The 26,905-nt window shown below is 74.8% G+C and carries 22 protein-coding genes; 14 read left to right on the top strand and 8 right to left on the bottom strand.

Annotated features, from left to right (window positions below):
- The first annotated feature begins 269 nt into the window (after positions 1-269).
- Positions 270-2,465: a hypothetical protein gene (locus ACFQ80_RS13260; protein ID WP_430563971.1), complete on the top strand. Its 2,196-nt coding sequence runs from the start codon at positions 270-272 to the stop codon at positions 2,463-2,465.
- A 63-nt stretch (positions 2,466-2,528) separates the two neighbouring features.
- Here the strand turns inward: ACFQ80_RS13260 and ACFQ80_RS13255 are convergent, their stop codons facing one another.
- On the bottom strand, positions 2,529-4,436 hold the full coding sequence (locus ACFQ80_RS13255) for a gamma-glutamyltransferase family protein (RefSeq protein WP_430563970.1): 1,908 nt from the start codon (positions 4,434-4,436) through the stop codon (positions 2,529-2,531).
- Positions 4,433-5,122: a YoaK family protein gene (locus ACFQ80_RS13250; RefSeq protein WP_430563969.1), complete on the bottom strand. Its 690-nt coding sequence runs from the start codon at positions 5,120-5,122 to the stop codon at positions 4,433-4,435. The genes ACFQ80_RS13255 and ACFQ80_RS13250 overlap by 4 nt, the downstream gene beginning before the upstream one ends.
- 287 nt (positions 5,123-5,409) lie before the next feature.
- Here ACFQ80_RS13250 and ACFQ80_RS13245 point away from each other — a divergent pair, with 287 nt between their 5' ends.
- The 10 genes from ACFQ80_RS13245 (at position 5,410) to ACFQ80_RS13200 (ending at position 16,474) form a co-directional block, all read left to right on the top strand.
- On the top strand, positions 5,410-6,678 hold the full coding sequence (locus ACFQ80_RS13245) for a glycine betaine/L-proline ABC transporter ATP-binding protein (RefSeq protein ID WP_430563968.1): 1,269 nt from the start codon (positions 5,410-5,412) through the stop codon (positions 6,676-6,678).
- Positions 6,678-7,559, top strand: coding sequence for an ABC transporter permease (locus tag ACFQ80_RS13240; protein WP_430548976.1), 882 nt, complete (start codon positions 6,678-6,680; stop codon positions 7,557-7,559). The genes ACFQ80_RS13245 and ACFQ80_RS13240 overlap by 1 nt, the downstream gene beginning before the upstream one ends.
- Positions 7,560-7,636: 77 nt before the next feature.
- Complete coding sequence (locus tag ACFQ80_RS13235) at positions 7,637-8,539, top strand: glycine betaine ABC transporter substrate-binding protein (protein ID WP_430548977.1); 903 nt, start codon at positions 7,637-7,639, stop codon at positions 8,537-8,539.
- A gap of 186 nt (positions 8,540-8,725) precedes the next feature.
- Complete coding sequence (locus ACFQ80_RS13230; RefSeq protein ID WP_430563967.1) at positions 8,726-9,313, top strand: hypothetical protein; 588 nt, start codon at positions 8,726-8,728, stop codon at positions 9,311-9,313.
- Complete coding sequence (locus ACFQ80_RS13225; RefSeq protein ID WP_430563966.1) at positions 9,307-10,263, top strand: hypothetical protein; 957 nt, start codon at positions 9,307-9,309, stop codon at positions 10,261-10,263. The genes ACFQ80_RS13230 and ACFQ80_RS13225 overlap by 7 nt, the downstream gene beginning before the upstream one ends.
- Positions 10,264-10,424: 161 nt before the next feature.
- Positions 10,425-11,042, top strand: a complete 618-nt coding sequence (locus ACFQ80_RS13220; RefSeq protein WP_430563965.1) for a hypothetical protein — start codon at positions 10,425-10,427, stop codon at positions 11,040-11,042.
- A gap of 193 nt (positions 11,043-11,235) precedes the next feature.
- A complete protein-coding gene (gene ahcY, locus ACFQ80_RS13215; protein ID WP_430563964.1) occupies positions 11,236-12,774 on the top strand; it encodes an adenosylhomocysteinase in 1,539 nt (512 codons plus the stop codon).
- 91 nt (positions 12,775-12,865) lie between these two features.
- Positions 12,866-14,338 carry a sensor histidine kinase gene (locus tag ACFQ80_RS13210; RefSeq protein WP_430563963.1) on the top strand — a complete coding sequence of 491 codons (1,473 nt, stop codon included), beginning with the start codon at positions 12,866-12,868 and terminating at the stop codon, positions 14,336-14,338.
- 29 nt (positions 14,339-14,367) lie between these two features.
- Positions 14,368-15,036 carry a response regulator transcription factor gene (locus ACFQ80_RS13205; RefSeq protein ID WP_430549038.1) on the top strand — a complete coding sequence of 223 codons (669 nt, stop codon included), beginning with the start codon at positions 14,368-14,370 and terminating at the stop codon, positions 15,034-15,036.
- A 181-nt stretch (positions 15,037-15,217) separates the two neighbouring features.
- Positions 15,218-16,474: an acyltransferase family protein gene (locus ACFQ80_RS13200; protein ID WP_430563962.1), complete on the top strand. Its 1,257-nt coding sequence runs from the start codon at positions 15,218-15,220 to the stop codon at positions 16,472-16,474.
- On the opposite strand, the gene ACFQ80_RS13195 is transcribed toward ACFQ80_RS13200, so the two are convergent.
- Positions 16,447-17,283, bottom strand: a complete 837-nt coding sequence (locus tag ACFQ80_RS13195) for an RDD family protein (RefSeq protein ID WP_430563961.1) — start codon at positions 17,281-17,283, stop codon at positions 16,447-16,449. The genes ACFQ80_RS13200 and ACFQ80_RS13195 overlap by 28 nt on opposite strands.
- A 42-nt stretch (positions 17,284-17,325) precedes the next feature.
- Between ACFQ80_RS13195 and ACFQ80_RS13190 the strand changes: the two genes are divergently transcribed.
- Positions 17,326-18,315, top strand: a complete 990-nt coding sequence (locus ACFQ80_RS13190; RefSeq protein WP_430548985.1) for a stage II sporulation protein M — start codon at positions 17,326-17,328, stop codon at positions 18,313-18,315.
- A gap of 25 nt (positions 18,316-18,340) precedes the next feature.
- Here the strand turns inward: ACFQ80_RS13190 and ACFQ80_RS13185 are convergent, their stop codons facing one another.
- The 5 genes from ACFQ80_RS13185 to ACFQ80_RS13165 form a co-directional block, all read right to left on the bottom strand.
- The gene (locus ACFQ80_RS13185; protein WP_430563960.1) at positions 18,341-19,747 is read right to left on the bottom strand and encodes a DUF58 domain-containing protein; all 1,407 of its coding nucleotides are present in this window, start codon (positions 19,745-19,747) and stop codon (positions 18,341-18,343) included.
- A gap of 13 nt (positions 19,748-19,760) precedes the next feature.
- A complete protein-coding gene (locus tag ACFQ80_RS13180) occupies positions 19,761-20,702 on the bottom strand; it encodes an AAA family ATPase (protein WP_430549039.1) in 942 nt (313 codons plus the stop codon).
- A gap of 167 nt (positions 20,703-20,869) precedes the next feature.
- Positions 20,870-22,165 (bottom strand): DUF4350 domain-containing protein, encoded by a 1,296-nt coding sequence (locus ACFQ80_RS13175; RefSeq protein WP_430563959.1) that lies wholly within the window; start codon positions 22,163-22,165, stop codon positions 20,870-20,872.
- Positions 22,162-22,857, bottom strand: coding sequence for a DUF4129 domain-containing protein (locus tag ACFQ80_RS13170; protein ID WP_430563958.1), 696 nt, complete (start codon positions 22,855-22,857; stop codon positions 22,162-22,164). The genes ACFQ80_RS13175 and ACFQ80_RS13170 overlap by 4 nt, the downstream gene beginning before the upstream one ends.
- On the bottom strand, positions 22,854-24,107 hold the full coding sequence (locus ACFQ80_RS13165; RefSeq protein WP_430548989.1) for a glycerophosphoryl diester phosphodiesterase membrane domain-containing protein: 1,254 nt from the start codon (positions 24,105-24,107) through the stop codon (positions 22,854-22,856). The genes ACFQ80_RS13170 and ACFQ80_RS13165 overlap by 4 nt, the downstream gene beginning before the upstream one ends.
- Positions 24,108-24,297: 190 nt before the next feature.
- Here ACFQ80_RS13165 and mtrA point away from each other — a divergent pair, with 190 nt between their 5' ends.
- Positions 24,298-24,978, top strand: a complete 681-nt coding sequence (mtrA, locus tag ACFQ80_RS13160; protein ID WP_429735004.1) for an MtrAB system response regulator MtrA — start codon at positions 24,298-24,300, stop codon at positions 24,976-24,978.
- Positions 24,965-26,905 (top strand): MtrAB system histidine kinase MtrB (gene mtrB, locus ACFQ80_RS13155; RefSeq protein ID WP_430563957.1); only part of this gene is annotated, 1,941 nt, incomplete at its 3' end. The genes mtrA and mtrB, both read left to right, overlap by 14 nt.

Here is a 26,905-nt window from a genome sequence, read left to right as displayed (position 1 = left end):
GCCCTAACCCTTGGGGCGCGGGGGGGGCCCCCCCGCGGGGGGGGGGCCGCCCTCGGCCGTTGCCCGGGGGATTCACCCGGTGGGGCCGGGTGAAAAATGCGCTGACCTGGGCCGATACGCGATCGGCGCCCCCGCGGGTCCCCATACTGGCGTGCAGCACCGCCGGACCGCGCCCGCGCGACGAGGCGACCGGCCCCGAGCGGTCGTGGCCACGACGGCCGTGCTTCGTCTCGCGGCCGTTGCCTCGGCCGCCGATCCTCGGAGGATCCGTGGAACGTCTCCACCCGGCGCCGCGTCGACGTCGCGGTCGCGCGTCGGCGCTCGTCACGGCCCTGTCGCTGATCGTCGCGCCGCTCCTGGTCGCACCGCAGGCCTCGGCGGCCGTCGTCGCGACGGAGGCCACCGGCGCACCGGCGGCCCTGACGGACGTCGTCGCCCCGGCGGCGGACCAGCTCGTCGTCGACGGCACGCTGCAGGTCGGCGAGGACGTCGCGATCGACCCGCGGCCGGACCTGTGGGCGCCGGCCGGCGTCGAGCTCGCGTTCACCTACCGCTGGTTCGCCGGTGACGACCTGGTCGCACAGGGCGCGGAGCCCACGCTGACGCTCGCGCCGGCGACGGTCGGCGACCCGGTCAGCGTCGAGGTGACCGGCACCGCCCCCGAGGGCGCCGTCGACGGCGCGGCGTCGGCCTCGGTCGTGGTCGCGGCAGACGGCGCGGTGGCCGAGGGCGAGCTCGTGGCCCAGGCCCCGACGATCAGCGGGACGGCGGCGTTCGGGCAGACCCTCACGGCGGACGCCGGGGCCTGGGAGCCGGCGGCCACCCTCACGTACCAGTGGTGGCGTGGGCACGACCCCGTCAGCGGGGCCACGACGCCGACCTACACCCTGACCGCCGCCGACCTGGGCAGGACGATCGCGGTCACGGTGTCGGGCGCCGCGGACGGCTACGCGTCCCGGACGCTGACGTCGGAGCGGACGGCCGCCGTCGTCGCGGCCGGCCTGTCCACGGGGACCCCGACGATCAGCGGCACCGTCCGGGTGGGCTCGAAGGTCACGGCCGAGCCGGGCACCTGGACCTCGAAGACCACGCTGAGCTACCAGTGGTACGCGTCCGGCACGACGATCTCGGGCGCGACGGCGTCGACGTACACGCCGTCGTCGTCGCTGAAGGGCAGGACCCTGACCGTCAGGGTGACCGGCACGAAGTCCGGGTACACCACCGTGACGAGGACGAGCGCCGGCGCGAAGGTCGCGCCGGGGGTGCTGTCGGCGCCGAGGCCGACCATCAAGGGCACCGTCAAGGTGGGCAGCACCGTCTCCGTGTCGCGCGGGACGTGGAAGCCCGGGGCGACGACCTACCGCTACCAGTGGAAGATCAGCGGCCGGACCATCCCGGGCGCCACGCGCTCCACGTACACGATCCCGTCGAGGTACGCCGGCAGGACGCTCACCGTCAGCGTCACGGGCAGCCGCAGCGGCTACGCCACGCGCACGGTGACGAGCTCCGGCTCGAGCGTGCTGCGCGTCTACTCCAGGACCTCCGCGCCCCAGGTCTCCGGGTCCGTCCGGGTCGGCTCCACGCTCAAGGTGAGCAGCAAGGGCACCTGGAGCCCCGCGCCGACGTCGTGGAAGTACCAGTGGAAGGCCGACGGCACCGCCATCAAGGGCGCCACCGGGTCGTCGTTCACGCTCACGTCCGCCCAGCACGGCAAGACGATCACCGTGACCGTCTCCGGCGTCCGCCGGGGCTACGCGACGTCGTCCCGGACCAGCGCCGCCACCGCCAAGGTGGCCTGGCCCGTGGGCGTCAGCAAGCCCCGGGTGACCGGGAACCCGGCGCAGCAGTGGGTGACGTCAGGGAAGACCGCGACGTTCACGGCCAAGGCCACCGGCGGCCGTCTGAGGTACCAGTGGCAGACGTCGTCGGACGGCAAGAAGTGGACCGACCTGTCGGGGAAGACCTCGGCGACCCTGAAGCTCTCGACCCGATCCTTCCGCGACGGGTCGCGCGTCCGGGCCGTCGTGAAGAACGTCGCCGGCACGGCCACGAGCAAGTCGGCGTGGCTCTGGGTCGACTCCACGCGCAGCGACCCGCACAGGCCGAACGTGGCGTTCTCGACGCTGGACTGGTCCGCGATCATCGGTTCGAGCGCTTCGACGACATGGGCGGGCTCGTCGAAGCTCGTGCAGGCGCCGATGGCCGTCTGCTACTACGGGGACGGCAGCGCGCTGCCGTGGCTCGACCTCGGCATCGAGTACGTGGGCAGCAACGGCGTCGTCTACGACGAGGGCGACGAGTTCTTCGACGACGACATCTGGGGGACGTCGGAGCTGTACAACGGCGGTTGCACGTCGTTCACGGCCTATGCCCTCGTCCCGTCCGGTGCGGTCAGCGGTGGCACGTGGCGCCTGACCGACTCGTCAGGGTATGAGGACTACATCCAGTGGGTCGACGGCGTCTGACGCCGTCCGCAGGCGAGGGCGCGGTCCGTGCTGCACGGACCGCGCCCTCGTCCCTGTCCCGGGTCAGCGGCCTGCCGCGTAGCCCTGCGCCCCGCGGGGGTTGGCGGCCGCGCCGAGCACGCCGGTGGCGGGGTCGCGCGTGACGGCGCTGAGCCGCCCGAGCGCCCAGTCGCCGGCGAGCGTGAGCTCGTGGCCGCGCTCGACCAGCCCGGCGAGGACGGTGGCGCCGAGCCTGTCCTCGACGACGGCGCCGCCGGGCGTCCAGGTGCGCGGCCAGAACGAGCCGGGCGCGGACGTCGTGTGCAGGGCGGGGGCGTCGATCGCCTCCTGGGGCGTGTACCCGCCCACCAGGACGCGCAGCAGGAACGCGAGCTGCCACTGGTCCTGCTGGTCGCCGCCCGGCGACCCGCACGCGAGCACGGGCGACCCGTCGCGCAGCACGAGCGTCGGGGTGAGGGTGGTGCGCGGCCGGCGGCCGGGCGTCAGGGCGGACGGCGACGCCTCGTCCAGCCACGTCATCTGGAGCCGGGTGCCCAGGGCGAACCCGAGTCCCGGCACCGCGGGGGAGGACTGCAGCCAGCCGCCCGACGGCGTCGCGCTGATCATGTTGCCCCATCGGTCCACGACGTCGAGGTGGCAGGTGTCGCCGCGGGTCGCGCCCGTCGCGTCGGTCTCGAGGCCGTCGCCGTTCAGGGGCGCGGTCGCCCCGACCACGACGGTCGGCTCGCCGACGCCGGCGGCGGGGCCGCCGGCCGGGGCCCCGGGCAGGGCGGCCGCGGGGACGTCCGTGGCGTACGACGTGCGCAGGGGCGGCGCCGCCGGGGTGTCACGGCCGGGCACGGAGCCGGGACGCACCTCGTGGGACGCGCGGTCGCCGATCAGCGCGCGGCGGGCGGCCGCGTACTCGGCGGACAGCAGGACGTCGAGCGGCACGGCGTCGCCCTCGGCGGCGTCCAGGTCGCCGAACCAGGTGTCGCGGTCGGCGAGCGCGAGCTTCAGCGCCTCGAGCACGGTGTGCGCGCCGAGCTCGGTCGACGGGTCGAGGCGCGCGTCGTCGAAGCCGTCGAGGATGCGCAGCGCCTCCAGCAGCGCGGGGCCCTGCCCCCAGGCGCCGGTCTTGGCCACCGTGTACCCGCGGAAGTCGACCGTCACGGCGTCCTCGAACGACGCCTCGAACCCGGCGACGTCCGCCGCGGTGAGCACGCCCGCGTGGTCGCGGCCGTCGGCGTGCCGGTGCGGCGTGCGCACGAACTCCTCGACCGCCTCGCCGACGACGGCCTTCCACGTGGCGCGTGCGGCGTCGACCGCGCCGGCCCGGTCGGCGCCGCGGGCGGCGGCGTCGGTCTCCGCGGCCACGAGGCGCTCGAGGACCGCGGCCAGCTCGGGGTTGGTGACGAGCTCGCCGGGCTCCGGCGCGCGCCCGCCCGGCAGCCAGCGTTCCGCGGACGTGGGCCAGGACGTGCGGAACAGCTCCGCGACGCCCTCGACCGTGCGGCACACCGCGGCCAGCACCGGGTGGCCGTCGCGGGCGTACCCGATGGCGGGGGCGAGGGCGTCCGCCACGGTCCACGTGCCGTGGTCGCGCAGCAGCAGGAGCCACGCGTCGACGGCGCCCGGCACGGCGGCCGCCAGCGCGCCCGAGCCGGGCACGAGGTCCAGGCCCTCGACGTCGCGGTAGTGCGCGATCGTCGCCGCGGCCGGCGCCGGGCCCTGCCCCATCAGCACCCGGGGGCGCCCGGGGGCGTCCGCGGTCGCGAGGATCGCCGTCATGTCCCCGCCGGGGCCGTTGAGGTGCGGCTCGACGACGTGCAGCACGAACGCCCCCGCGACGGCGGCGTCGAAGGCGGTGCCGCCCCGCTCCAGCACCGACTGGGCGCTCGCGCTCGCCAGCCAGTGCGTGGAGGCGGCCATCCCGAACGTGCCGCGCAGGTCCGGGCGCGTGGGGTGGGGAGGCGGGGGAGTGAACGTCATCGAGGATCCTCCGTGGTGTGTCCGACGGCGGCGACGAGGAGCGTGAGCACCGCGCTCACGCCCACGCCCCACGCCAGGTGGGCCTGCAGCAGCAGGGCGCCGGCGGCCGCGCCGGCGCAGATGAGGGCGATCGCGGCGACGCGCCGCCCGGAGTGGGTGCCGTGGCCGCCGGCGAGCCGGGAGTCGGCGGCCAGGCCGGTGATGGTCGACGTCACGACGACCGTGGTGACGTCCTTGACCGACAGATGACGCGCCGTCGCCGCCTGCGTGCCCATCGCGAGGGCCAGCAGCCCGGTCACGACGAGCTGCACGGCGTGCGGGAGGTCGTCGCCCGACACGGCGAGCAGCACCGTGATCGCGGCGAGCAGCGCCCCGACGGTCGCGAACATCCCCGTGGTGCGGGCCGTCCACCCGACCTGCACCGGGCGCAGCGCCACGCCCGCGACCGTCGCGCCGGCCATGAACGTGCCCAGCGCGAGCAGCGGGCCGACCACGGGCAGGTCGTCGCCGCCGGCCAGCGCCATCCCGAGGATGACGACGTTGCCCGTCATGTTGCCGGTGAACACCCGGTCGAGGCCGAGATAGCCGACGGCGTCGGCGATCCCGGTGGAGAACGTCAGGGCGAGCATGAGGGCGAGATGGAGGCGGTCGCGGTCACGACGGAGCGGTCCGAGGAGCGAGGGCACCAGGTCACCGTAGCGACCGGCCCCGGGTGGATGCCCGGGGCGCTGGACAGTTCCAGATGACACCGGGGTGGATCCGTGCCTAATCTGCCCTGTTGGTCACAGCATGATAAAGATCACGGGGGTTTTGCCAGGGCCGCGTACAGAGCCGTGCCGGAGATGGCCTAACGTCGTGAACAGTGTGTGGCCGCGTCGTGCCGGCGTACGAAGCCGTGACGACGCCGCCACCGCCCGGCAGACGAGCGTCGCCGTCGCGCCGGGCAGGCCATGTCCCCGACCCCGGGAGAGTTGTGTCAGCCATCCAGGCAAATGGTTTGACGAAGATCTTCGGACGCCGCCCGCAGCGCGGCGTCCGCATGTTGGAAGAGGGCGCCGATCGCGCCAAGCTGCGCAAGGAAGGTCTCACCGCCGCGGTCATCGACGCCACGTTCGACGTCGAGCCCGGCGAGATCTTCGTCGTCATGGGACTGTCGGGATCCGGCAAGTCCACCCTGATCCGCACGGTGAACGGGCTCCTCGAGCCCACCGCCGGATCCATCAGCATCGACGGGCAGGACGTCACGCACCTGTCCAAGGCCGGCCTCCGCGAGGTCCGCCGCACCAAGGTGAGCATGGTGTTCCAGCACTTCGCACTGCTGCCGCACCGCACCGTCGGCGAGAACGCCGCCTACCCGCTTCAGCTGCGGGGCGTGAACAAGGCCGAGCGCGAGCAGCGCGCCGAGGAGGCCCTGGGTATGGTCGGCCTGGCCGGCTGGGGCGGCTCGCTGCCGTCCGAGCTGTCCGGCGGCATGCGCCAGCGCGTCGGCCTGGCCCGCGCGCTCGCCGCGGGCACCGACGTCCTGCTCATGGACGAGGCGTTCAGCGCCCTGGACCCGCTGATCCGCAAGGAGATGCAGGACCAGCTGCTGGAGCTCCAGTCCGAGCTCGGCAAGACCATCCTGTTCATCACCCACGACCTCAACGAGGCCATGCGCCTCGGCGACCGCATCGCCATGATGCGCGACGGCCGCATCGTGCAGGTCGGCACCGCCGAGCAGATCCTCAACGAGCCGGCCAACGACTACGTCGCGCAGTTCGTCGCGGACGTCGACCGCAGCCGCGTGCTCACCGCGTCCGCGGTGATGGAGCGCCCCGCCGCGGTCATCGGCGTCGAGTCCGGGCCCAAGGCCGCGCACAAGCTGCTGCGCGAGCACCAGGTCCCCGCGCTGATCGTCACGGGCCGCAACCGTCGCCTCGAGGGCGTCGTCTGGGAGGACGACGTCGCGAACGCCGTCAAGCAGGGCGCCGACAAGCTCCCGCTGAGCGACGAGGGCGCCATCCGCGTGACCCCCGACACCCCGCTCATCGAGATCCTCGGCGACGCCGCGTCGAGCCGTGCGCCGCTGGCCGTCGTCGACGAGAACGGCCGGCTCCTGGGCGTGATCCCCCGCGTGACGCTGCTGAGCGCGCTGTCGATGCCCGACGGCGAGAACGGCGCGACGGGCGACGAGCCCGCCGCCCCTGCCGCTGCCCCGGGCGGCGACGGCGACACCGTCCTCGACCCCGCGGGAGCGAACTGATGACCATCCCCAACCTGCACCTGGGCGACTACGTCGCGGACGGCGTCGACTGGATCAAGGAGAACCTCGAGCCGCTGCTCGACGGCATCAGCACGGGCCTGTCGACCCTCGTCGACGGGATCTCCGACCTGCTCCTCGCGCCGACGCCGCTCGTGGTCGTCGTCGTGTTCGCGCTGCTCGCGCTGCTCGTCCGTTCGTGGGCGTTCGCGGCGTTCACCGTCGTCGGCATGCTCCTCATCGTGAGCATGGAGATGTGGGAGCCCGCGATGGAGACCCTCGCGCTGGTCCTCGTCGCCGCGCTGATCGCCCTGATCATCGCCGTCCCGCTCGGTATCCTCGCGGCCCGCAGCAGCGGGTTCAGCACGGTGGTCCGGCCGATCCTGGACTTCATGCAGACCATGCCGGCCTTCGTCTACCTGGTGCCGGTCGTGATCTTCTTCGGCATCGGCGTGGCGCCCGGCGTCTGCGCGACCATCGTCTTCGCCCTGCCCCCCGGCGTGCGCCTCACCGAGCTGGCGATCCGCCAGGTGGACCGCGAGACCGTCGAGGCCGGCGAGTCCTTCGGCGGCACGAGCGGCCAGATCCTGCGAGGCATCCAGCTGCCGCTGGGCCTGCCGACGATCATGGCCGGCGTCAACCAGGTCATCATGCTCGCGCTGTCGATGGCGGTCGTCGCCGGCCTCGTCGGGGCCGGGGGTCTCGGCCAGGAGGTCGTCGGCGCGATCTCGCAGCTCGACGTCGCCCTGGGCTTCGAGGGCGGCCTGTCGGTCGTCATCATCGCCATCTACCTGGACCGTCTCACCGGCGCGATCGGGCAGCAGAACAGCCGGTCGCTCCTCGCCGTGCTGCGCCGTCGCCGGCGCGTCGCGCCCGCCGCCTGAGCGTGTCCGGTCCCGACGCACGGGACCGCACTCTTCGAACGTCGGCGCGCGGCGTCGACAGGAAAGGAAGTACAACCATGAGCACCCACCGCATGAGCCCTCGCCTCCGGCGCGGCACCGCCCTCGCGGCGGTCGCCACCCTCGGCCTGACGCTGGCCGCCTGCAGCAGCGACGACGGCGGCAGCGAGGGCGGCGACAAGGAGGTGACCCTCGGCTACGTCCCCGGCTGGCCCGACGGGCTCACCATGGCGAACCTCCTCGAGCACCAGCTCACGGCCGCCGGCTACGACGTCGAGCTCGAGGAGCTGAACGACGTCGGCGTGCTGTACACGGCGGTCGCCGACGGCGACGTCGACATGTACCCGTCCGCCTGGTCGGGCCTCCACGAGAGCTACATGGAGAAGTACGAGGGCAAGCTCGAGAACCTCGGCGACTTCTACGACGGCGGGACGACGTACCTCGGCGTGCCCGAGTACACCGACGTGGACTCCATCGAGGACCTGGCCGACAACGTCGACAAGTTCGGCGGCACGATCACGGGCATCGAGGCGAGCGCCGGCGTGATGGACGACACCGAGGAGGTCATCGAGGCCTACGGGCTGGAGGACGCGGGCTACACGCTCAAGCCGTCCGGCACGCCGGCGATGCTCGCGGCCCTCGACGACGCGATCAAGAGCAAGGAGGACATCCTCGTCACGATGTGGACCCCGTTCTGGCCGAACGCGGTCTACCCGCTGAAGCAGCTCGAGGACCCCAAGGGCGCGTTCGACATCGAGAACAACCTGCAGTTCCAGGCCACCGCAGGGTTCGGCGACGAGCAGCCCGAGGTCGCCGAGTGGCTCGGCAAGATCAAGCTGGACGACGAGCAGTACTCCTCGCTGGAGAAGGCCGTGGCCCAGGACAACGCCGACGACCCGCAGGCCGGCGTCGAGGCGTGGCTCGAGGAGAACCCGGACGTCGTCCCGGCGTTCGAGGGCTGACCTCCGCAGCACCGATCGAATCACCGATCGACATCACCGATCGACCCGAGACGCCCGCCCGGTCCGCACCAGGCGGGCGTCTCGGCGTTCGGAACGCTTGCCCGGGGCGCGGGCACCGGCGCTAGGTTGACCTCTGCCCCCTTCATTTGCCCACCGCGCCGCATCATCGACGAGGAGAGCGCACGGATGAGAAGGACCGGAACGGCAGGCGTCGTCCTGCTCGCCCTGACGGTCGCCGGGAGCGTGTCGGCCTGCACCGACGACGACGCCGGTGCGGCGACCCTCGCCGAGCTGCAGGCCTCCGCGAGCGCCGGCCCCGGCCTCGACCCGGAGGAGCAGGCCGAGCAGAAGGCGATCGACGACGCCACGGGCGTGCTCGACGACTTCCGCGCGCTGGAGGCCGAGGTGGCGAACGACGGGTACGGAGGGTGGACCCGGCTGACCATGGACTACTGGGGCGGTGAGCTGGCGGAGGCCTACGCCCCCTGGTACCGGGACATGGCGGAGAAGGGCTGGTACACCACGGGTGCGGCCGAGATGGTCGACTCGGAGGTGACGGGCTACACCGCGCGGGGCGCTGGGTACGAGAAGATCGAGTTCACCACCTGCCTGGACACGTCGGGGCTGCGCATGCACGAGAAGGACGGCACCGAGATCCCGTTGCCGAACGACACCGCCGAGCGGTACGTCAACGTGTACGAGCTCGAGCACCAGGGCAAGGACGGGGCGTGGCGGGTGACGGACTCCACCGGGCAGATGGAGCGGTCGTGCTGACCCTCCGGCGGGTCGTGACGCTCGCGTTCGTGCTGGCCTGGGGCGCCGTGGCGGGGGCCGGGCTCCCGGCGCAGGCCGCGCCGTCGGACTGCAGGTCGCCGGGCGGGATCAGCATGGGGTGCGACGACGAGGTCCCGGCCGATCCCGGGGACCCGCCCGACGGCCCCGGCGGCGGGGGCAGCGGCAGCGAGCGGCAGTGCAAGATGCCCGGGGGGTACGGGCTGCCCGAGTACGTCGTCGACTGCAGGACCGACGCCGGCACCTGGAACGCCTCCCGCCTGTGCTACGAGAAGCTCGTGAGCCCGCAGCCGCCCACGAGCGACCCGGTGTGGGACGGCAACGACGAGGGCTACATCGTGACCTGCTCGCCGTCGGAGGAGTGGTGCAACGAGGTGGCCATTCCCGGCGGCACCGGCCCCGCGGCGTGCCTCACGACGACCGACGGCTGGCAGGAGAACCCGCCGGGTGCGCCGCCGGCCGACCCGGCCGCGATAGCCCGGCGGGCGTTCGCCGCGTTGCCCCTCACGGCGATCGACATCGGCATCGTGCCCGAGGACGGACCGGGACGGGTCGGCCTGGTCGGCATGCCCACGTGGATGTGGGCGCGGAGCCCGACGGCGAACCAGGTCGGGCCGCGCGAGACGTCGGCCACGGACCAGGGCCTGACGGTCAGTCTGGACGCCCGGGTCGACCGCGTCGTGTGGGACATGGGCGACGGCACCACCGTGACGTGCGACGGACCCGGGACGCCCTACCAGGACTCCTACGGCAAGAAGGAGTCGCCCGACTGCGGGCACACGTACACGCGGCAGGGCGAGTACCAGGTGACCGCCACGACCTACTGGGTCGCGGACTGGACGGGTGGTGACCAGTCCGGGCAGCTCACCGACGACTTCACGTCGCCGGCGACGACGATCACGGTGGGGGAGCTGCAGGTCCTGACCCGGTGACCGCCCGGGCGGGTGAAGTCGGCCACGGTGGGACCGGTTCGCCGGCGTCCTCGGGGATACTTGTCCGGCGACGCCGGCGCACCGCCTGGGGAGGGGGCGCGTCCGCGGGTCGAATCGCGGACCCCCGCCCCGGGAACGGGGCCCCCGACCTGGAGAACTCTGTGAAGTCAACCCTGCCTGCGCGCCGCCACGGCCGTCTCGTCGCCCTCGTCACCGCCGTGACGCTGCTGGCGGCCCCGCTCGCCGTCGTCCCCGCGGCCCTGTCCGCGCCGTCGGCGTCGGCGGCGACCGCCACGTCCGTGACGATCAAGAAGATCGGCACCAAGACCGCGCCCTACGCGAAGAAGGCGACGGTCAAGCCGATCGTCGTCGCCCAGGGCAAGGTCTCGGTGAAGTCCAAGACGCTCACGGTGAAGAAGTCCGGCAAGACGATCGCCAAGAACAAGAAGTCCGTGCGGCTGAAGGCCGGCACCTACAAGGTGACGACGCGGGTCACCTACAGGACCTACCGGTTGACCTCGGCGCACACGAAGGTCTGGTCGGCGACGAAGGCCACGACCAGGACGCAGACGCTCGTCGTCAAGCAGGGCAAGAAGCCGTCGCAGACGTCGCCCGTCAGCAAGTACGACTGCCCGAGCTGGGCGCCGATCAAGGGCAACCAGTCGGGGATCTACCACGTCCCCGGCGGGCGGTACTACAAGCAGACCACCCCGGAGAAGTGCTTCACCACCGAGTCCGCCGCGCGCAAGGCGGGCTACCGCGCGTCGAAGAACGGCTGACCGAGGCCGTCGTCGCACCACGACCGCTCCGGACGGGGCCGGCACCCCCGCGGGTGCCGGCCTCGCTGCGTCCGGGACGGCCCGCGGTCTACCCTGGGTGCTGGCCCGCTCCGTCGACGACCGACGGCAGGCCACGCGCAGACGGGAGCCCCCAGCGCACACGGCTCATACCGCAGACCCCAGGAGGGCGACCATGTCCACGACCGCTGAGGCACCCGGCACGACGGGCTTCGACGAGGCTCCCGGCCGCTACAAGGTGCGCTCGCTCGCGCTGGCGGAGGCCGGCCGGCACCAGATCCGGCTCGCCGAGCACGAGATGCCCGGCCTCATGGCGCTGCGCGCCGAGTACGGCGAGTCGCAGCCGCTGGCGGGTGCCCGCATCGCCGGCTCCCTGCACATGACGGTCCAGACCGCCGTCCTCATCGAGACGCTCGTCGCGCTCGGCGCCGAGGTGCGCTGGGCCAGCTGCAACATCTTCAGCACGCAGGACGAGGCGGCCGCGGCGATCGTCGTCGGCCCGCACGGGACCCCCGAGGACCCGCAGGGCGTCCCGGTCTTCGCGTGGAAGGGCGAGAGCCTCGAGGAGTACTGGGACTGCACCGAGCAGATCCTCGTCTGGCCCGGCGCGGAGAACGGCCAGGGCGGCCCCAACCTCATCCTCGACGACGGCGGCGACGCCACGATGCTGGTGCACCTGGGCCTGCAGTACGAGCGCGCCGGCGTGGTGCCGCCCGACACGCTGCCGGGCGAGCCGGACCACACGCACGAGATGAACGTCGTGCGCGGCGTGCTGCGCCGGGCGCTCGACTCCGACCCGCTGCGCTGGACGACGGTCGCGCAGAGCATCGGCGGCGTCACCGAGGAGACGACGACGGGCGTGCACCGGCTCTACCACCTCGCCGAGGCGGGGGAGCTGATCTTCCCGGCGATCAACGTCAACGACTCGGTCACCAAGTCGAAGTTCGACAACAAGTACGGCATCCGCCACTCGCTGCCGGACGGCATCAACCGCGCCACCGACATCCTCATCGGCGGCAAGGTCGCGTTCGTGTGCGGCTACGGCGACGTCGGCAAGGGCGCGGCGGAGGCGTTCCGCGGCCAGGGGGCCCGCGTCATCGTGTCCGAGGTGGACCCGATCTGCGCGCTGCAGGCCGCGATGGACGGCTTCCAGGTGGCGCGCCTGGAGGACGTGATCGGCGAGGCGGACTTCGTCATCACCACCACGGGCAACAAGGACGTCGTGCGCACCGAGCACATGCTCGCGCTCAAGGACAAGGCCGTCGTCGGCAACATCGGGCACTTCGACAACGAGATCGACATGGCCGGTCTCGCGGCCGTCCCGGGCGTCGTCAAGACGGAGATCAAGCCGCAGGTGCACGAGTGGACGCTGCCGGCCGGCGACGGCCGCGCCGAGCGGTCGATCATCGTGCTGTCCGAGGGGCGCCTGCTCAACCTGGGCAACGCGACCGGGCACCCGTCGTTCGTCATGTCGAACTCGTTCGCCAACCAGGTGATCGGCCAGCTGGAGCTGTTCGCCGACATGGCCCGCCCGGCCGAGGAGCGGCAGTACGAGCGCCAGGTGTACCGCCTGCCCAAGGTGCTCGACGAGAAGGTCGCGCGCCTGCACCTCGACGCCCTCGGCGTGCGGCTCACCGAGCTGAGCAAGGAGCAGGCCGAGTACCTCGGCGTGCCGGTGGAGGGCCCGTACAAGCCGGAGCACTACCGCTACTGACGGCCCGTCGCCCTGCGCACGGGGGACAGCCCCCGTGCGCAGGGTGGCACGCCGGATGTCGGCTCGGCGACCGGGGCGGCAGCCTGGAAGCATGACCAGCATGACGTCCACCGACGGCCCGGTGCCGCCGCCCGCGAACCCGCCGACCTCGCCGTCGTCCACGCAGCCCGCAGAGCGTCCGGCGGCGTCCCCGCGGGCGACGACGGACGGGGCGCCGCCGTTCCTCCTCGCCCCGTTCGACGGCCGGACCTGGCGTGCCTACGGCTTCCTGTGGCTCTCCCTGCTGCTCGCACCGTTCGCGTTCACGTACGCGATCTTCACCGTCTCGTTCATGGCGGGGGTGGCGGTCACCGTCGTGGGCCTGTTCGTCGCCGGCGGCGTGCTGCTCGGCGCGCGCGGCTGGGGCTCGACGTACCGCCGGATGGCGGTCCGCTACCTGGGCGTCGAGATCGCCGAGCCGGCGCCCCGCACCCCGCGCAAGGGGTTCTGGCGGCGGCTCGGCGGGATGCTCGGTGACGCGACCGCGTGGCGCGCGCTGCTGTACATGGCGGTGACGTTCCCGCTGGCGATCGCGTCGTTCGTCGTGAGCACGGTGTTCCTCGCCGTCGCGCTCGGCGGGATGACGCACTGGTTCTGGTCGCGCTGGCTGCCGCTGCAGCAGGCGGGCGACGGCACCTGGCACCGGGGCGCGTCGTTCGGCACGGACTGGTTCGTCGACACTCCGGCCCGTCAGCTCCTGCTCGTCGCGGTCGGCGTGATCCTGCTGTACCTGTGGCCGCAGGTGCAGTCGATGTTCGTCGGCCTCTTCCGGCTCCTGGCGGAGGGCCTGCTCAGCCCCACGCGCGCCAGCCTGCGCGTGGCGTACGCCGAGCGGGCCCGCGCCGTCACCGTCGAGGACGCCGACGAGCGCCTGCGCCGCATCGAGCGCGACCTGCACGACGGCACCCAGGCGCACCTCGTCGCCGTCGCCATGCAGATCGGCGAGGCGCGCGAGCTGCTGCGCGACGGCACCGACGGCGTCGACACGGCGGAGCTCGCCGCCGTCCTGGAGACCGCCCACTCGAGCACGAAGGACACGCTCGCCGAGCTGCGCGAGCTCGCCCGCGGCATCCGCCCGCCCGCGCTGGACGCCGGCCTCGCCGTCGCCCTCGAGACGCTCGCCGCGCGGGCCGCGCTGCCGGTGCGGGTGCACGCCGTCGGGCTGGACGGCGCGGACCTCCCACCCAGCGTCACCGCCATCTCCTACTTCGCGGTCGCGGAGCTGGTCGCCAACGCGACGAAGCACGCCCGGGCGACCGGGGTCGACGTCGTGGCGGGCGTGGAGCCGATCGCGGACGCCGCGACCGGGGCGGCCGTGCGTGCGCTCGTGCTGCGCGTGCACGACGACGGCGTGGGCGGTGCGGCGGTGCGCGCGCCCGACGCCTCCGGCAGGGGCAGCGGCCTCGCGGGGCTCACGGACCGGTTGTCGGGCGTCGACGGGACGCTCCGGGTGGTCAGCCCGGCGGGAGGGCCTACGGTGATCACCGTGACGATCCCGCTGCCCGCCCCCGGGTCCCGCCGATGACGCCCGGCGCGCCGACCGGCCCGAGCCCGCTGCGCGTCGTGGTCGCGGAGGACTCCGCCATCCTGCGCGACGGGCTCGTCGCCCTCCTGTCGCGCCGTGGGCACGACGTCGTCGCGGCGGTGCCGGACGGCGACGCCCTCGTCCGCGAGGTCACGACCCTTGCCGCCGCCGATGCGCTGCCCGACGTGCTCGTCGCCGACATCCGCATGCCGCCGTCGCACACCGACGAGGGGCTGCGCGCGGCCGAGGCGCTGCGCGCCGCGCACCCCGGCCTGCCGGTGCTGGTGTTCTCCCAGTGGGTCGAGACGCGCTACGCGTCCCGGCTGCTCGAGGGCGACCCGCGCGGCGTCGGGTACCTGCTGAAGGACCGCGTCGCCGACGTCGGGGACTTCGTCGCCGCCCTCGGCCGGGTCGCGGCGGGGGAGACGGTGCTCGACCCGGAGGTGGTGCGGCAGCTCATGGGCGCGCATCGCTCGCCGGAGGACGGCGTCGGCCGCCTGACGCCGCGCGAGAAGGAGGTCCTGGAGCTCATGGCGCAGGGCCGCTCCAACGGCGCCATCGCCGAGCAGCTGTACCTGTCGTACGGGGCGGTGGAGAAGAACGTGGCCGCCATCTTCACCAAGCTCGACCTGCCGCAGGACTCCGCCGACCACCGGCGCGTGCGCGCCGTCCTGCGCTACCTGGGCGTCGACGCCTGACCCCCGACCTGTCAGAGCCTGCGCGTGGTATGCCCGGCGCGCCTCCTGACAGGTCGACGGGGGATGTCCCCCGGACCGGCACGGGGGAGACGGCGGGCGGCGAGGGGGCCAGGCCCATGTCGGACGACGTCGCAGGTCACGAGGCTGGAAGGGTCCTCGTCGCCCAGCCTCAGGAGCCATCGTGGCCGTCCTCGACGCCCCCGCACCACCGGTCCCGACCGCACCGCTCGCACGACCCCGTCCTGTCGCCCCGGCGGCACGGCCGCGGCGGGCGCGGGACCCGTTCGTCGACGTCGTCCGGGCGCTCGGCACCCTCGGGGTGGTGCTGCTGCACTGGCTGATGGCGGAGGCCACGTGGGACGGGCGGACGCTCCTCGTCGGCAACGCGCTCGGCCACGGCGCCGGCTGGCTCGTCACCTGGCTGCAGCCCTTGGCCCTGCTGTTCTTCGCGGCGGGCGCCTCCGCCGGGTACCAGCGCTCCGCCACGACCTTCGGGGGTCGCGGCTGGGGCGGGACCGTCCTCGCCCGGCTGCGGGCGACGGCCCGGCCCGTCGGGGCGTTCGTCGGCGCGTGGGCGCTCGCGGTCGCCGCGCTCCTCGCCGTCGGGGTGCCCGACGACGCGGTGTGGCGGATGGCGCGGATGGCGCCGCAGCTGCTGTGGTTCCTCGGGGTGTGGGTGGTGCTCATGGCGCTCACGCCTCTGCTCCGCGCGGCCTGGCAGCGCTGGCGGTGGGGCGCCCTCGTCGTCGCCGTGGCGCTGCCGCTGACCCTCGACGCGCTGCGGTTCGGGCTCCCCGGCGAGCTCACCGGTGGGCTCGCCTGGGCCAACGTGCTGCTCGCGTGGGCCGCGCCGTTCCTGGCCGGCATCGCGTACGCCGCCGAGCGCAGCGCCCCGCGCCGGCCGGTGCCCGACCCGGCCGCCGACCCGCTGACCCGTCGCGGTGCCCGGCTGGCCCTGGCCGCCGGCGCCCTCGCGGCCGTCGCCGCGACGGTCGTGCTCGTGGCGGCGGGGCCGTACCCGCTCAGCCTCGTCGGGATGCCGGGGGACGAGATCTCCAACCTCGGCCCGCCCACGGCGCCCGTCGTCGCGCACGCCGTCGCGCAGGTCTGCCTGGTGCTGCTGTTCCGCGCCGCGCTCGTGCGGCGCGCCGCGACCGGGGCGGGCACGCGGGCCGTCGGCGCGCTGGCCCGCCGGTCGATGACCGTCTACCTGTGGCACCTCACCGCGATGTTCGCCGTCGTCGGGGTCGCGCTCCTCGGGCTCGGGCAGGAGCTGCCGGTCGCGTGGGGCGCGGACTGGTGGGCGTCCCGCCCGGTGTGGTTCGCGGCGTACCTGCTGGTGCTGCTCGGCCTGGTGCGCGTCTTCGGCCGCTTCGAGGACCGCCCCCGGGACGCCGTGAGCGGGCGGGGTCAGCGGGGCGGGTCGGGGACGGCGTAGGGCAGGCGGTGCAGGGTGGCGGCGCGGGCCTCGGCCCGCTCCTGCTCGGCCGTCCCGCGCTCCAGCTCCCGCTCGCGGCGCTCGTGCAGGACGGCGTGCAGGAACGCCTCGGGCGGCGTACCGGGCGGCGGACCGGGGGCGACGAACGGCTCGACGCGCCCGGCGAGGTCGTCGGCGAGGCCCGCGCGCGACGCCGGCGCGAGGCGGGGCGCGCGGTCGAGGAACTGCCGGGCCGCGAGGGCGAGCCCGTCGGGCAGCCGCCGGATGTCGGCCGTGCGGGCCCAGGCAGCCAGCTCCGGCGGCATGGCGAGCGGGACCGTGCGGGCGCGGCCGCCCCGCACGCGGATGACGTAGGTGCCGGCCAGCAGGTCGCCGAGCCGCTTGCCGCGGGAGTTGGACAGCGACGCGACCAGCGCCACGCTGCCGACCGTCAGCCACAGCTCGCCGATGCCCACCAGCGCCCGCACGAAGGCATGGCGGAAGCGCACCGGGCCGCCGTCGTCGCGCACCACTCGCAGGCCGGTGATCAGCTTGCCCAGCGAGCGGCCACGGCTCAGCGTCTCGACCGTCGTCGGCACCACGACCATCACGAGCACCGCCACCACGACGCCGGCCACCCGGGCCCACTGCTCGTCGATCGACACGTCCTGCAGGGCGACCACGATCAGCAGCGCGATCCCGACGATCGCGAGCGCCGCGAGGTCGAGCAGCGCCGCGAGCGCGCGGCTGACGAACGACGCCGGCCGCGCGTCGAGCACCACGCCCTCGCCGATGACGATCCCGTCGTGGATCCCGACTGACATGTGCATCCCCCGCTCGTGCGACGTCTCCCGTGTGGAAGGCTAGCGGCCGTGGACCTCGACGCCTTCACCGCCGTGCACAGCCCGCAGTGGGAGCGCCTGCGCGTCCTCACCCGCAAGCGGCGGCTCGACGGCGCGGAGGCCGACGAGCTGGTGCGGCTCTACCAGGCGGTCGCGACGCATCTGTCCACGGTGCGGTCGGCCGCGCCCGACCCCGTGCTCGTCACCCGGCTCTCGGACCTCCTGAGCCGCGCCCGGGTGCGCGTCACGGGCACGCACGAGCCGGCCTGGGCCGACGTCGTCCGGTTCGTGGCGGTGACGGTGCCCGCGGCGCTGTACCGGGTGCGCTGGTGGACGCTCGGCGTCGTCGTGGTGTGCCTCGCGCTCGCCGTGGTCGCCGGGTACCGCGTCGCCACGGACCCGGACGTGCTGGCGCAGATGGGCACGCCCGCCGAGCGCGAGGCGTACGTGAACGAGGCGTTCGCGTCGTACTACGACCCGGGCGCGTCCTTCGCCGCCATGGTGTGGACGAACAACGCGTGGATCGCCGCGCAGTGCGTGGGCCTCGGCATCACCGGGGTCTGGCCGGCCTTCGTGCTGGTCCAGAACGCGGTGGGGGTGGGCGCCACCGGCGGCATGATGGCGGCCTACGACGAGCTGGACGTGTTCCTCCAGCTCATCGCGCCGCACGGGCTGCTCGAGCTCACCGCGGTGTTCGTCGCCGGCGCCGCGGGCCTCAAGCTCTTCTGGACGGCGGTGTCGCCCGGGCCGCGGCCGCGCACCGTCGCGCTGGCGCAGGAGGGTCGCGCGCTCGTCACCGTCGCGATCGGGCTCGCCGGCGCGCTCGCGGTGTCCGGGCTGATCGAGGGGTACGTGACGGGCTCGACGCTGCCCTGGTGGCTCAAGATCGTCATCGGCGCGATCGCGCTCGCCGGTTTCTGGGTCTACGTCGTCGTGCTGGGCCGCCGTGCCACGGCGGCCGGGCTCACCGGCGACCTGGACGCCGACCGCGCCGGCGAGGTCGTGCCCACGGTCGGCTGACGGCCGCCTGTCCGCACCGGTCGGGTCAGAGCCGGCCGGCGGCCTTGAGCGCGAGGTAGGTGTCCGCGAGCCGGGGCGCGAGGTCGTCCGGGAGCGCCTCGACGACCTCGGCGCCGTGCTGGCGCAGCACGGCCTGGACGGCCGCACGCTCCAGGTCGGCGCGGGCGGCCGCGGCGGCGTCGTAGACGGCGGCCGCGGACGACCGGTCGGAGCGCAGCCGGGCGGCGTCCGCGTCGGCGACGGCGGCGACGACCACCTGGTGGGTGCCGGAGAGCCGGTCGACCACCGGCAGCAGGCCGGTCTCGACGGCCGCCGGGTCGAGCGACGTCAGCAGCACGACGAGCGAGCGCTGCGAGACCCGCTGGCGCACCTGCCCGACGAGGCCGGGCCAGTCGGTCTCCAGCAGGGCGGGCTCGACGGTCGACAGGGACTCCGCCAGCGCGGGCAGCAGCCGCGGGCCCGACGCGCCCGCGACCCGCGCGCGCAGCGCCCGGTCGTACGCCAGCACCTGGACGCGGTCGCCGGCGCGGTCGGCGAGCGCACCGAGCAGCAGGGCAGCCTCGATGCCGGCCTCCAGCCGGGTGCCGCCGAGCGACGACGGCGCGTCGGCGGCGCCCTCGGGCGCCTGCTCGGTGTCGCTCGCGGCGGCGGTGCCGATCCGCGCGGCGGACGTGCGGCCGGTGTCGAGCACGATCACCACGCGCCGGTCGCGCTCGGGCCGCCACGTGCGCACGACGACGTCGCCGCGACGGGCGGTGGCGCGCCAGTCGATCGAGCGCACGTCGTCGCCCACCACGTACTCGCGCAGCGAGTCGAACTCGGTGCCCTCGCCGCGCACCTGCACGGCGGCCCGCCCGTCCATCTCGCGCAGCCGCGCGAGCCGCGACGGCAGGTGCCTCCGGCTGGCGAACTCGGGGAGCACGCGCAGCCGGGCCGGCACCGGGATCGACGCCTGGCGGGCGGCGACGCGCAGCGGCCCGTACGAACGGACCGTCACGGGCCCGGCGACGCGGTCGCCGCGCCGGGTCGGCCGCAGCGGGGTGCGCACGCGCGCGGATTCGCCGGGCGGCAGGTCGACGTCGTGCCGTGCGGAACGGGCCACCAGCGGCTCGCCGGCCCCCGCGCCGTCCGTGCGCACGCTCGCGTCCGGCACGAGCGACGGCGGCCAGGCGTCGCGCACGACGGCGCGCAGCCGGCGCCGTGCGGTGTTGGTGACCACCAGCTCCGAGCGGGCCGTGGTGCCCAGCCGCACCGAGCGGGGCGTCCGGCGCTGGAGCGCGACCGCGCGCGGGGACGCGGCGAGGGCGACGTCGACGGCGCACACGGCCGCCACGACCAGCCCCCACACCACGACCGTCCCCGGCACGGGGAACAGGACCACCGGGATCACCCCGAGCGCCGCCAGCACGACGGCGCGCCACGTCAGCGCCATGTCCGGGTGCCGGTCAGCGCGGGACGGGGACGGTCGCGAGCACGGTCGTCAGCACGCTCTCGGCCGTGACGCCCTCGAGCTCCGCCTCGGGCCGCAGCTGGACGCGGTGCCGCAGCGTCGGGTGCGCGAGCGCCTTCACGTCGTCGGGCGTCACGTACGAGCGCCCGGACAGCCAGGCCCAGGCGCGCGACGTCGCGAGCAGCGCGGTCGCGCCACGCGGCGACACGCCGAGCGAGAGCGAGGGGGAGCGGCGGGTGGCGCGGCACAGGTCCACGGCGTAGCCGAGCACCTCGGGCGCCACCTGGACCTGCCGCACCTCGGCGCGCGCGGCGGCGAGCTGCTCGGTGCCCGCGACCGCCCGGACGCCCGCGGCGCCCAGGTCGCGCGGGTCGAACCCGGCGGCGTGCCGGGCCAGGACCTCGATCTCCTGCTCGCGCTCCGGCACGGGGAGCACCACCTTGAGCAGGAAGCGGTCGAGCTGCGCCTCCGGCAGCGGGTACGTGCCCTCGTGCTCCACCGGATTCTGCGTGGCGATGACGACGAACGGGTCCGGCAGGGGGCGCGGCGTGCCGTCGACGGACACCTGCCGCTCCTCCATCGCCTCGAGCAGGGACGCCTGCGTCTTCGGGGGCGTGCGGTTGATCTCGTCCGCGAGCAGCAGGTTCGTGAAGACCGGCCCCTCGCGGAACGAGAACTCGGCCGTGCGCGCGTCGTAGACGAGGGAGCCGGTGACGTCGCCGGGCATGAGGTCGGGCGTGAACTGCACGCGCTTCGTCGACAGGTCGAGCGACGCGCCGAGCGCCCGCACCAGCAGCGTCTTCGCGACCCCGGGCACGCCCTCGAGCAGCACGTGGCCGGAGCAGAGCAGCGCGATGAGCAGGCTCGTCACCGCGGAGTCCTGGCCCACGACCGCCTTGCCGACCTCGCTGCGCACCCCGGCGAGCGCGCCGCGCAGCTCGCGAGAGGGGGAGCCGACGGCGGCTGCCTCCGGGGCCGTGGGCGCCTGCGGGGGCGCGGGGTCGCCCGGGGTGGGGGTCGACGCGGTGGTCGACGTGGTGGTTGACGCAGTGGTCTCGACAGGGGCCGCGGGCGGTGTGCCCTGCGGGTTCTCGTCGGGGGTCGTCACGATCGGTGGACCTCGCTCTCCAGGGTGTCGAGCCGACGCGCGAGCTCGGTGAGCGCGTCGTCGTCGTGGGGTGGTGGGCCGTACAGGAGGTCGGCCACGTCGTGGGCGGACCGGCCGCTGGCGCGGGCGACGGCGTCGGTGAGCGCCGTGGCGTCGGCGGACCGGGGCACGCCCAGGCGGCGCGCGACGGTCTCGGCGGTGGCGGCGCGCAGACCCGCGGCGGCGTGGCCACGGGACCTGGCCCGCCGGTAGAGGCGGCCGCGGCCGCGGGTGGTCTCGGCGGCGCGCACCACGACGGGCAGCTCCTCCGCGACCAGCGGGCCCAGCCGGCGCGCCCGCCACACGGCGGCGACGAGCACGACCAGCAGCGCCCAGAGACCGACGACGCCCGCCCAGGGCGGCAGGATCCCGGCGCCGGCGGACGGGGCGCCGGCCTCGCCGGTCGAGCTCGTGTCGAGCGGGTCGGGCACGAGCCACACGAGCGTCTCCTGCGCGCCGAGCAGGCCGAGCGCGAGTGCCGCGTCGCCGTCGTCCAGCACCGTGCCGTTGGTGACGAAGGACGGGTCGTCGACGGCGGTCACGAACCGTCCGCCCGCGGACCCGGGCAGCTCGACGCGCGCCAGCGCCGCCGACCCGTCGACCGGCCAGCACAGCGTCACGTCGGTGGCCCCGGGCTCGGCCCGCAGGCCCGGCGCGAGAGCCAGCGCGCCGGCGCGCGTGGCGAGCGGCAGGTCGCACGACGGCTCGACGGCGAACGCCGGGGCTGCGGCCCCGGGCGTGCGGCTCACGGCGCCGTCGGTGGCCGCGCGCACCAGCTCGTCGTCGGCGCCGAGCAGCACCAGGTCCGCGTCGACGCCCGCCAGGGCGTCGACCTGCTCGGGCAGCAGCAGGCTCCCGGGCGTCACGAGCAGCGTGGTGCCCGCGCCGGCCGCCGCGACGGCGTCCGCGACGCGGGTGACGTGGCGGACCTCGACCCCTTGCCGCCCCAGCACCTGCGCGACGGCGCGGGCGCCGTTCGGCTGCGCGTTGTCGGGGGCGTACGGGGTGGCGGAGGTGACCGGGCGCTGCACGGCGAGCACGGCTACCACGAGCGCGAGCACCCCGAGCACCAGCAGCGTCCAGCGGGCCCGGCGCCAGCGGTCGGCGGTGCGGCCGCGGCCGGTGGTGCCGTCACCCGTCACGACCGGCGAGAGCACGGCGTCCGGCGAGCCGGCACCCGCCGTCGCGGCCTGGACCGTGCCCTGGGACCGGCCCCGGGTCGGGCCCGGTGTGGTCTGCGTCGCAGCCGTCACGGCGCCCCCACCCCGCCGGGCGCGGCGACCGCGAGGGGCTCGGGCCGCAGCCCGCGCACCCGCTCGTCGAGGTCGCGCAGACGCCGGTCGTCGTCCGGTCCGGCGGGGAGCGTGCCGTAGCAGACGTCGTCGAACAGACGGGCCGCGTCGTGCAGCTCGGCGACGACGGCGGGCAGCCGGGCGGCGGCGTCGTGCGCGGCCTCCTGCGCCGTCCGGCCCGGGCGGTCGTCCAGCACCACGCGCTCCTCCAGGGAGCGCACGAGCGCGCGGAAGCGGTCCAGCACGGCCGCGGACCAGTCGCCGCGGGCCGCCGCGGCGTCGGCGGACGCCCGCAGCTCGGCCGCGGTGCGCTCGTCGCCGTCGAGCACGACGACGGAGCGGCGCCGACGGCGCGCGAGGCGCACGGGCCCGGCCACCCACCAGGCGAGCGCGGCGACGAGCACCAGGACCACGACGACCACGAACGCGAGCGGGAACCGCCCCTCGCCGAGGGTCAGGCCGTCGAACAGGTCGCCGAGCCAGGTGAGCAGGCGCTCCAGGAGCGACGGCTCCGTGGAGTACTCGGGTCGCGACAGCTCCTCCAGGAGCCAGCGGTGCGCCGTCTCCCGGTCGGGGTCCACGGGCACGCCGGCGGGCACGTGGGCCACCAGGGTCGTCACGACCCCGTGCACCACCGCCGACGCGCCGCTCACGCGAGCATGCCGGGCGGCGGACCGGGCCGGGCGCCAGGCTCGCCACCCGGCCGCCCGCCGTCGGACGCCTGCGCCGCGGCGGCGAGCTGCACGTCCAGGCCCTCGCGGCGCATCCGCACGTCGATGTAGAGCAGCGCGACGACCGAGGCCACGAAGATCGTGGTGATCGCGGCCGAGATGACCGACGACAGCACGGTCGCGACGACCGTGGCCGTGGTGAACGCCTCCGTGCTCCCGCCGGTGCCGCCGATCATGCCGGCGACGAAGCTGAGGGGGATCGTGATGATGTACGCGGCGGCGCTCACGATGATCATCGCGAGCAGGTAGATGCCGAACAGGCGCCAGAAGGACCCGCGCGTCAGCCGCCAGGCGCGCGCGATCGTGCTCCCCAGGCCCTGACCCTCCAGCGCCAGCGCGGGCGCGACGAGCCCGAGGCGCACCCCCAGCCACACGAGGAGGACGACGAACCCGGCGCCGAGCAGGAGCCCGAGGCCGATGGCGGCCCCGGTGGACTGCTCGCTCACGAGGGCGACGAGCAGGACCAGGACGAAGAACCAGACGAACGTCCCGACGGCGCCGGCGAGCGAGCGCAGCAGGGCCCAGCCGATGAGGCGGCCGACGCGCCCGCGCAGCCGCTCCCAGACCTCGCCGAGGCTCAGCTTGCGGCCGATGACCGACTGGCTCACCGAGACGGTGAGGATGCCCTCCACCACGGGCTGGGCGAGCAGCAGGGTCACGCTCATGCCGAGGGACGACGCGAGGGACTGCGCGACGAGGTTGTCGAACCCGAGCTCGGCGAGCTCCGGGTCGGCCTCGGTCAGCGACGAGAACGACGACGAGAACGTCGGCACGATGAGCTGCGCGATCAGCACGCCGAGGACGGTCGCCACGAGGATCACGAGCGTGGCGGCGCCGAGCATCACCTTCGGGTTGTGGCGGATCGCGGTGAACGCGCCGTCGTAGATCTCGCCGAGCGACAGCGGGCGCAGCGGCACGATGCCGGGCTTCGTCGCCGCCGGGGCGCTCGGCGGACGCGGGCCGTACTGCTGCCCGTACTGAGCCTGCCCGTACTGCTGCCCGTACTGGCCCTGCCCGTACTGCTGTCCGTACTGACCCTGTCCGTACTGCTGCCCGCCCTGCCCGTAGGCGGGCGGCTGCGGGGCGCCCTCGGGCGCGCGCTGGCCGTAGCGGGGCGGCTCGGGGGCGTCGCCCCAGCCGGACGGCGGCTGGGGCTGGTCGGGCGTGCTCATCGCGGCCTCCCGGGCTGCAGGGCGGTCGGGTCGTGCCGACGCGGCGTCGGCGGACGGGACTGTCGGGGCTGTGCTGGTGGAGTGCTGGAGGACCGGGTGTGACGCCGGTCGCCCCGACCCTAGTACGGCGCGCCCGCTCGCTCATGCGGCTTTCCACCGGACCTTGCGCCGTGCCTGGCAGAATGGGTGCATGAAGTCCCGTGTCCTGGTGGTCGACGACGACACTGCGCTGTCCGAGATGATCGGTATCGTCCTGAAGTCCGAGGGGTTCGAGCCGACGTTCTGCGCCGACGGCGACGGAGCCCTCGTCGCCTTCCGCGACGAGCAGCCCGACCTCGTCCTGCTCGACCTCATGCTGCCCGGCAAGGACGGCATCGAGGTCGCCCGCGAGATCCGCGCCGAGTCCGGCGTCCCGATCATCATGCTCACCGCCAAGACCGACACGGTCGACGTCGTGCTCGGCCTCGAGTCCGGCGCCGACGACTACGTGACGAAGCCGTTCAAGCCCAAGGAGCTCGTCGCCCGCATCCGCACCCGGCTGCGCCGCAACGACGACCCCGGCCCCGAGCGGCTGCGCATCGGCGACGTCGAGATCGACGTCACCGGCCACAACGTGGTGCGCGACGGCGAGCGCATCAGCCTCACCCCGCTGGAGTTCGACCTGCTCGTGGCGCTGGCCCGCAAGCCCTGGCAGGTGTTCACGCGCGAGGTGCTGCTCGAGAAGGTCTGGGGCTACCGGCACAGCGCCGACACCCGCCTGGTCAACGTGCACGTGCAGCGCCTGCGCTCCAAGGTGGAGCGCGACCCCGAGAACCCGACGGTCGTGCTGACCGTGCGCGGCGTGGGCTACAAGGCCGGTGCCCCGCGCTGAGCCCGCCGCGCGCCGCGTCCGCCGGACGTGGCGGCGGTGGCGCGCCTGGACCGTCTCGCGGACCCGGTACCTGGTCCGCCGGTGGCGGTCGTCCCTGCAGCTGCGGGTCGTGACCTCGGCGCTCGCGCTCGGCGTCGTCGCGGTCGCGCTGCTCGGCCTCTACCTGTCCGTCTCGATCCGCGACGGGCTGTACGAGCAGCGCGTGGACCGCATCGAGCGCGAGAACGCCTCGATGACCGAGCAGGTCCGCAGCGCCTTCGACACCTCGCCCGCGACGTCGGCCTCCGACGTGCAGCTCCTCCTGACGCAGATGGTGCGCACCCTCGCGGCGGGCGCGTCCAGCGCGCAGGACTTCCTGCTCCTCAGCACCCCCGACCAGCCGCAGCGGCTCGCCGACACGGGCACCCAGCCGGAGCTCAAGGCCATCATCGGCGAGGACCTGCGCGAGGCGACCCGCGCGTCGGACGGCCAGGTGCTGCAGTCCGTGCAGATCCCCGCCGAGTTCACCGACACCGAGGTGCCGGAGCCGGGCGTGATCGTCGGGACGACGGTCGAGGTGCCGTCCATCGGCACGTACGAGCTGTACGCGATCTACTCCCTGCAGGCCGAGCAGGAGACGCTGTCGTTCGTGCAGCGCACCCTCTCGCTCGGCGCGCTCGCGATCCTCGCGCTGCTCGGCGCGCTCACGTGGGTCGTGACCCGGCAGACCGTCGCGCCCGTGCGCCGCGCCGCGACGGTCGCGTCGCGGCTCGCCGACGGCCACCTGGACGAGCGGCTCCCGGACGCCAAGGGCCAGGACGAGATGGCCACCCTCACCCGCACGTTCAACGAGATGGCCGGGAACCTCGAGGACCAGATCGCGCGGATGGAGGAGCTCTCCGCGGCGCAGCGGCGCTTCGTCTCCGACGTCTCGCACGAGCTGCGCACGCCGCTGACGACGATCCGGATGGCGGGCGAGGTCATCCACGCCTCCCGCGACGAGCTCGACCCCGCCGCCCGCCGCTCCGCCGAGCTGCTGTACACGCAGCTCGACCGCTTCGAGATCCTGCTCACCGACCTGCTCGAGATCAGCCGGTTCGACGCCGGCGCGGCCGTGCTCGACGTCGAGCAGCGCGACCTGCGCGACGTCGTCGCGGCCGTGGCGGACACCTCGATGCCGCTCGCCGAGTCCAAGCACGTCTTCCTCTCGGTGACGCTCCCCGACGAGCCCGCGACGGCGGACGTCGACCCGCGGCGCGTCGAGCGCATCGTGCGCAACCTCGTGGTGAACGCCGTCGAGCACGCCGAGGGCAAGCCGGTCGAGGTCACCGTCGGGGTCGACGCCGACGGGGTCGCCGTCGTCGTGCGCGACCACGGCGTGGGGCTCGCGCCCGAGGACATCGACCGCGTCTTCCACCGCTTCTGGCGCGCGGACCCCGCCCGCGCCCGCACCACCGGAGGCACCGGGCTGGGCCTCGCGATCTCCCTCGAGGACGCGCGCCTGCACGCGGGCCGCCTCGAGGCGTGGGGGCGGCTCGGGGAGGGCGCGAGCTTCCGGCTCACGCTGCCGCGGCGCGCCGGGATCCGCCTGCAGGGCTCGCCCCTGCCGCTCGAGGGCCCGTCGACCGGGGTCACGGCCCCGCCGACCGGTCAGCTGCCGGTCGTGAACCCGCCGACCGGCCCCACCCCCACCGCCATCCCCGAGCTCGGGGTCGTGGACGCCGACGGCGTGGACATCGCCCACGCCCCCGTCCCGGGCGGGGGGGCGGCCGCCGCGGGGGGGGGGCGGTGTCGACGGCCGCCCCCCCCCCCCCGCGGCGCCCCCCCCCGGGGGGGTCCGGCCCCCCCCCCCCGGCCCCCGCCGGGCGGGGGGGCCTCCCGGCCGGGGCGGCCCCCCGCCGACCACGTGGACCGAGCACGTGGACCGAGCACGTGGACCGAGCACGTG

The organism is Isoptericola sp. NPDC056578 (assembly GCF_042793275.1).
Lineage (GTDB): Bacteria > Actinomycetota > Actinomycetes > Actinomycetales > Cellulomonadaceae > Isoptericola.
Note: the sequence above shows the minus strand (reverse complement) of the source record. Positions and strands in the feature narration are given on the sequence as shown.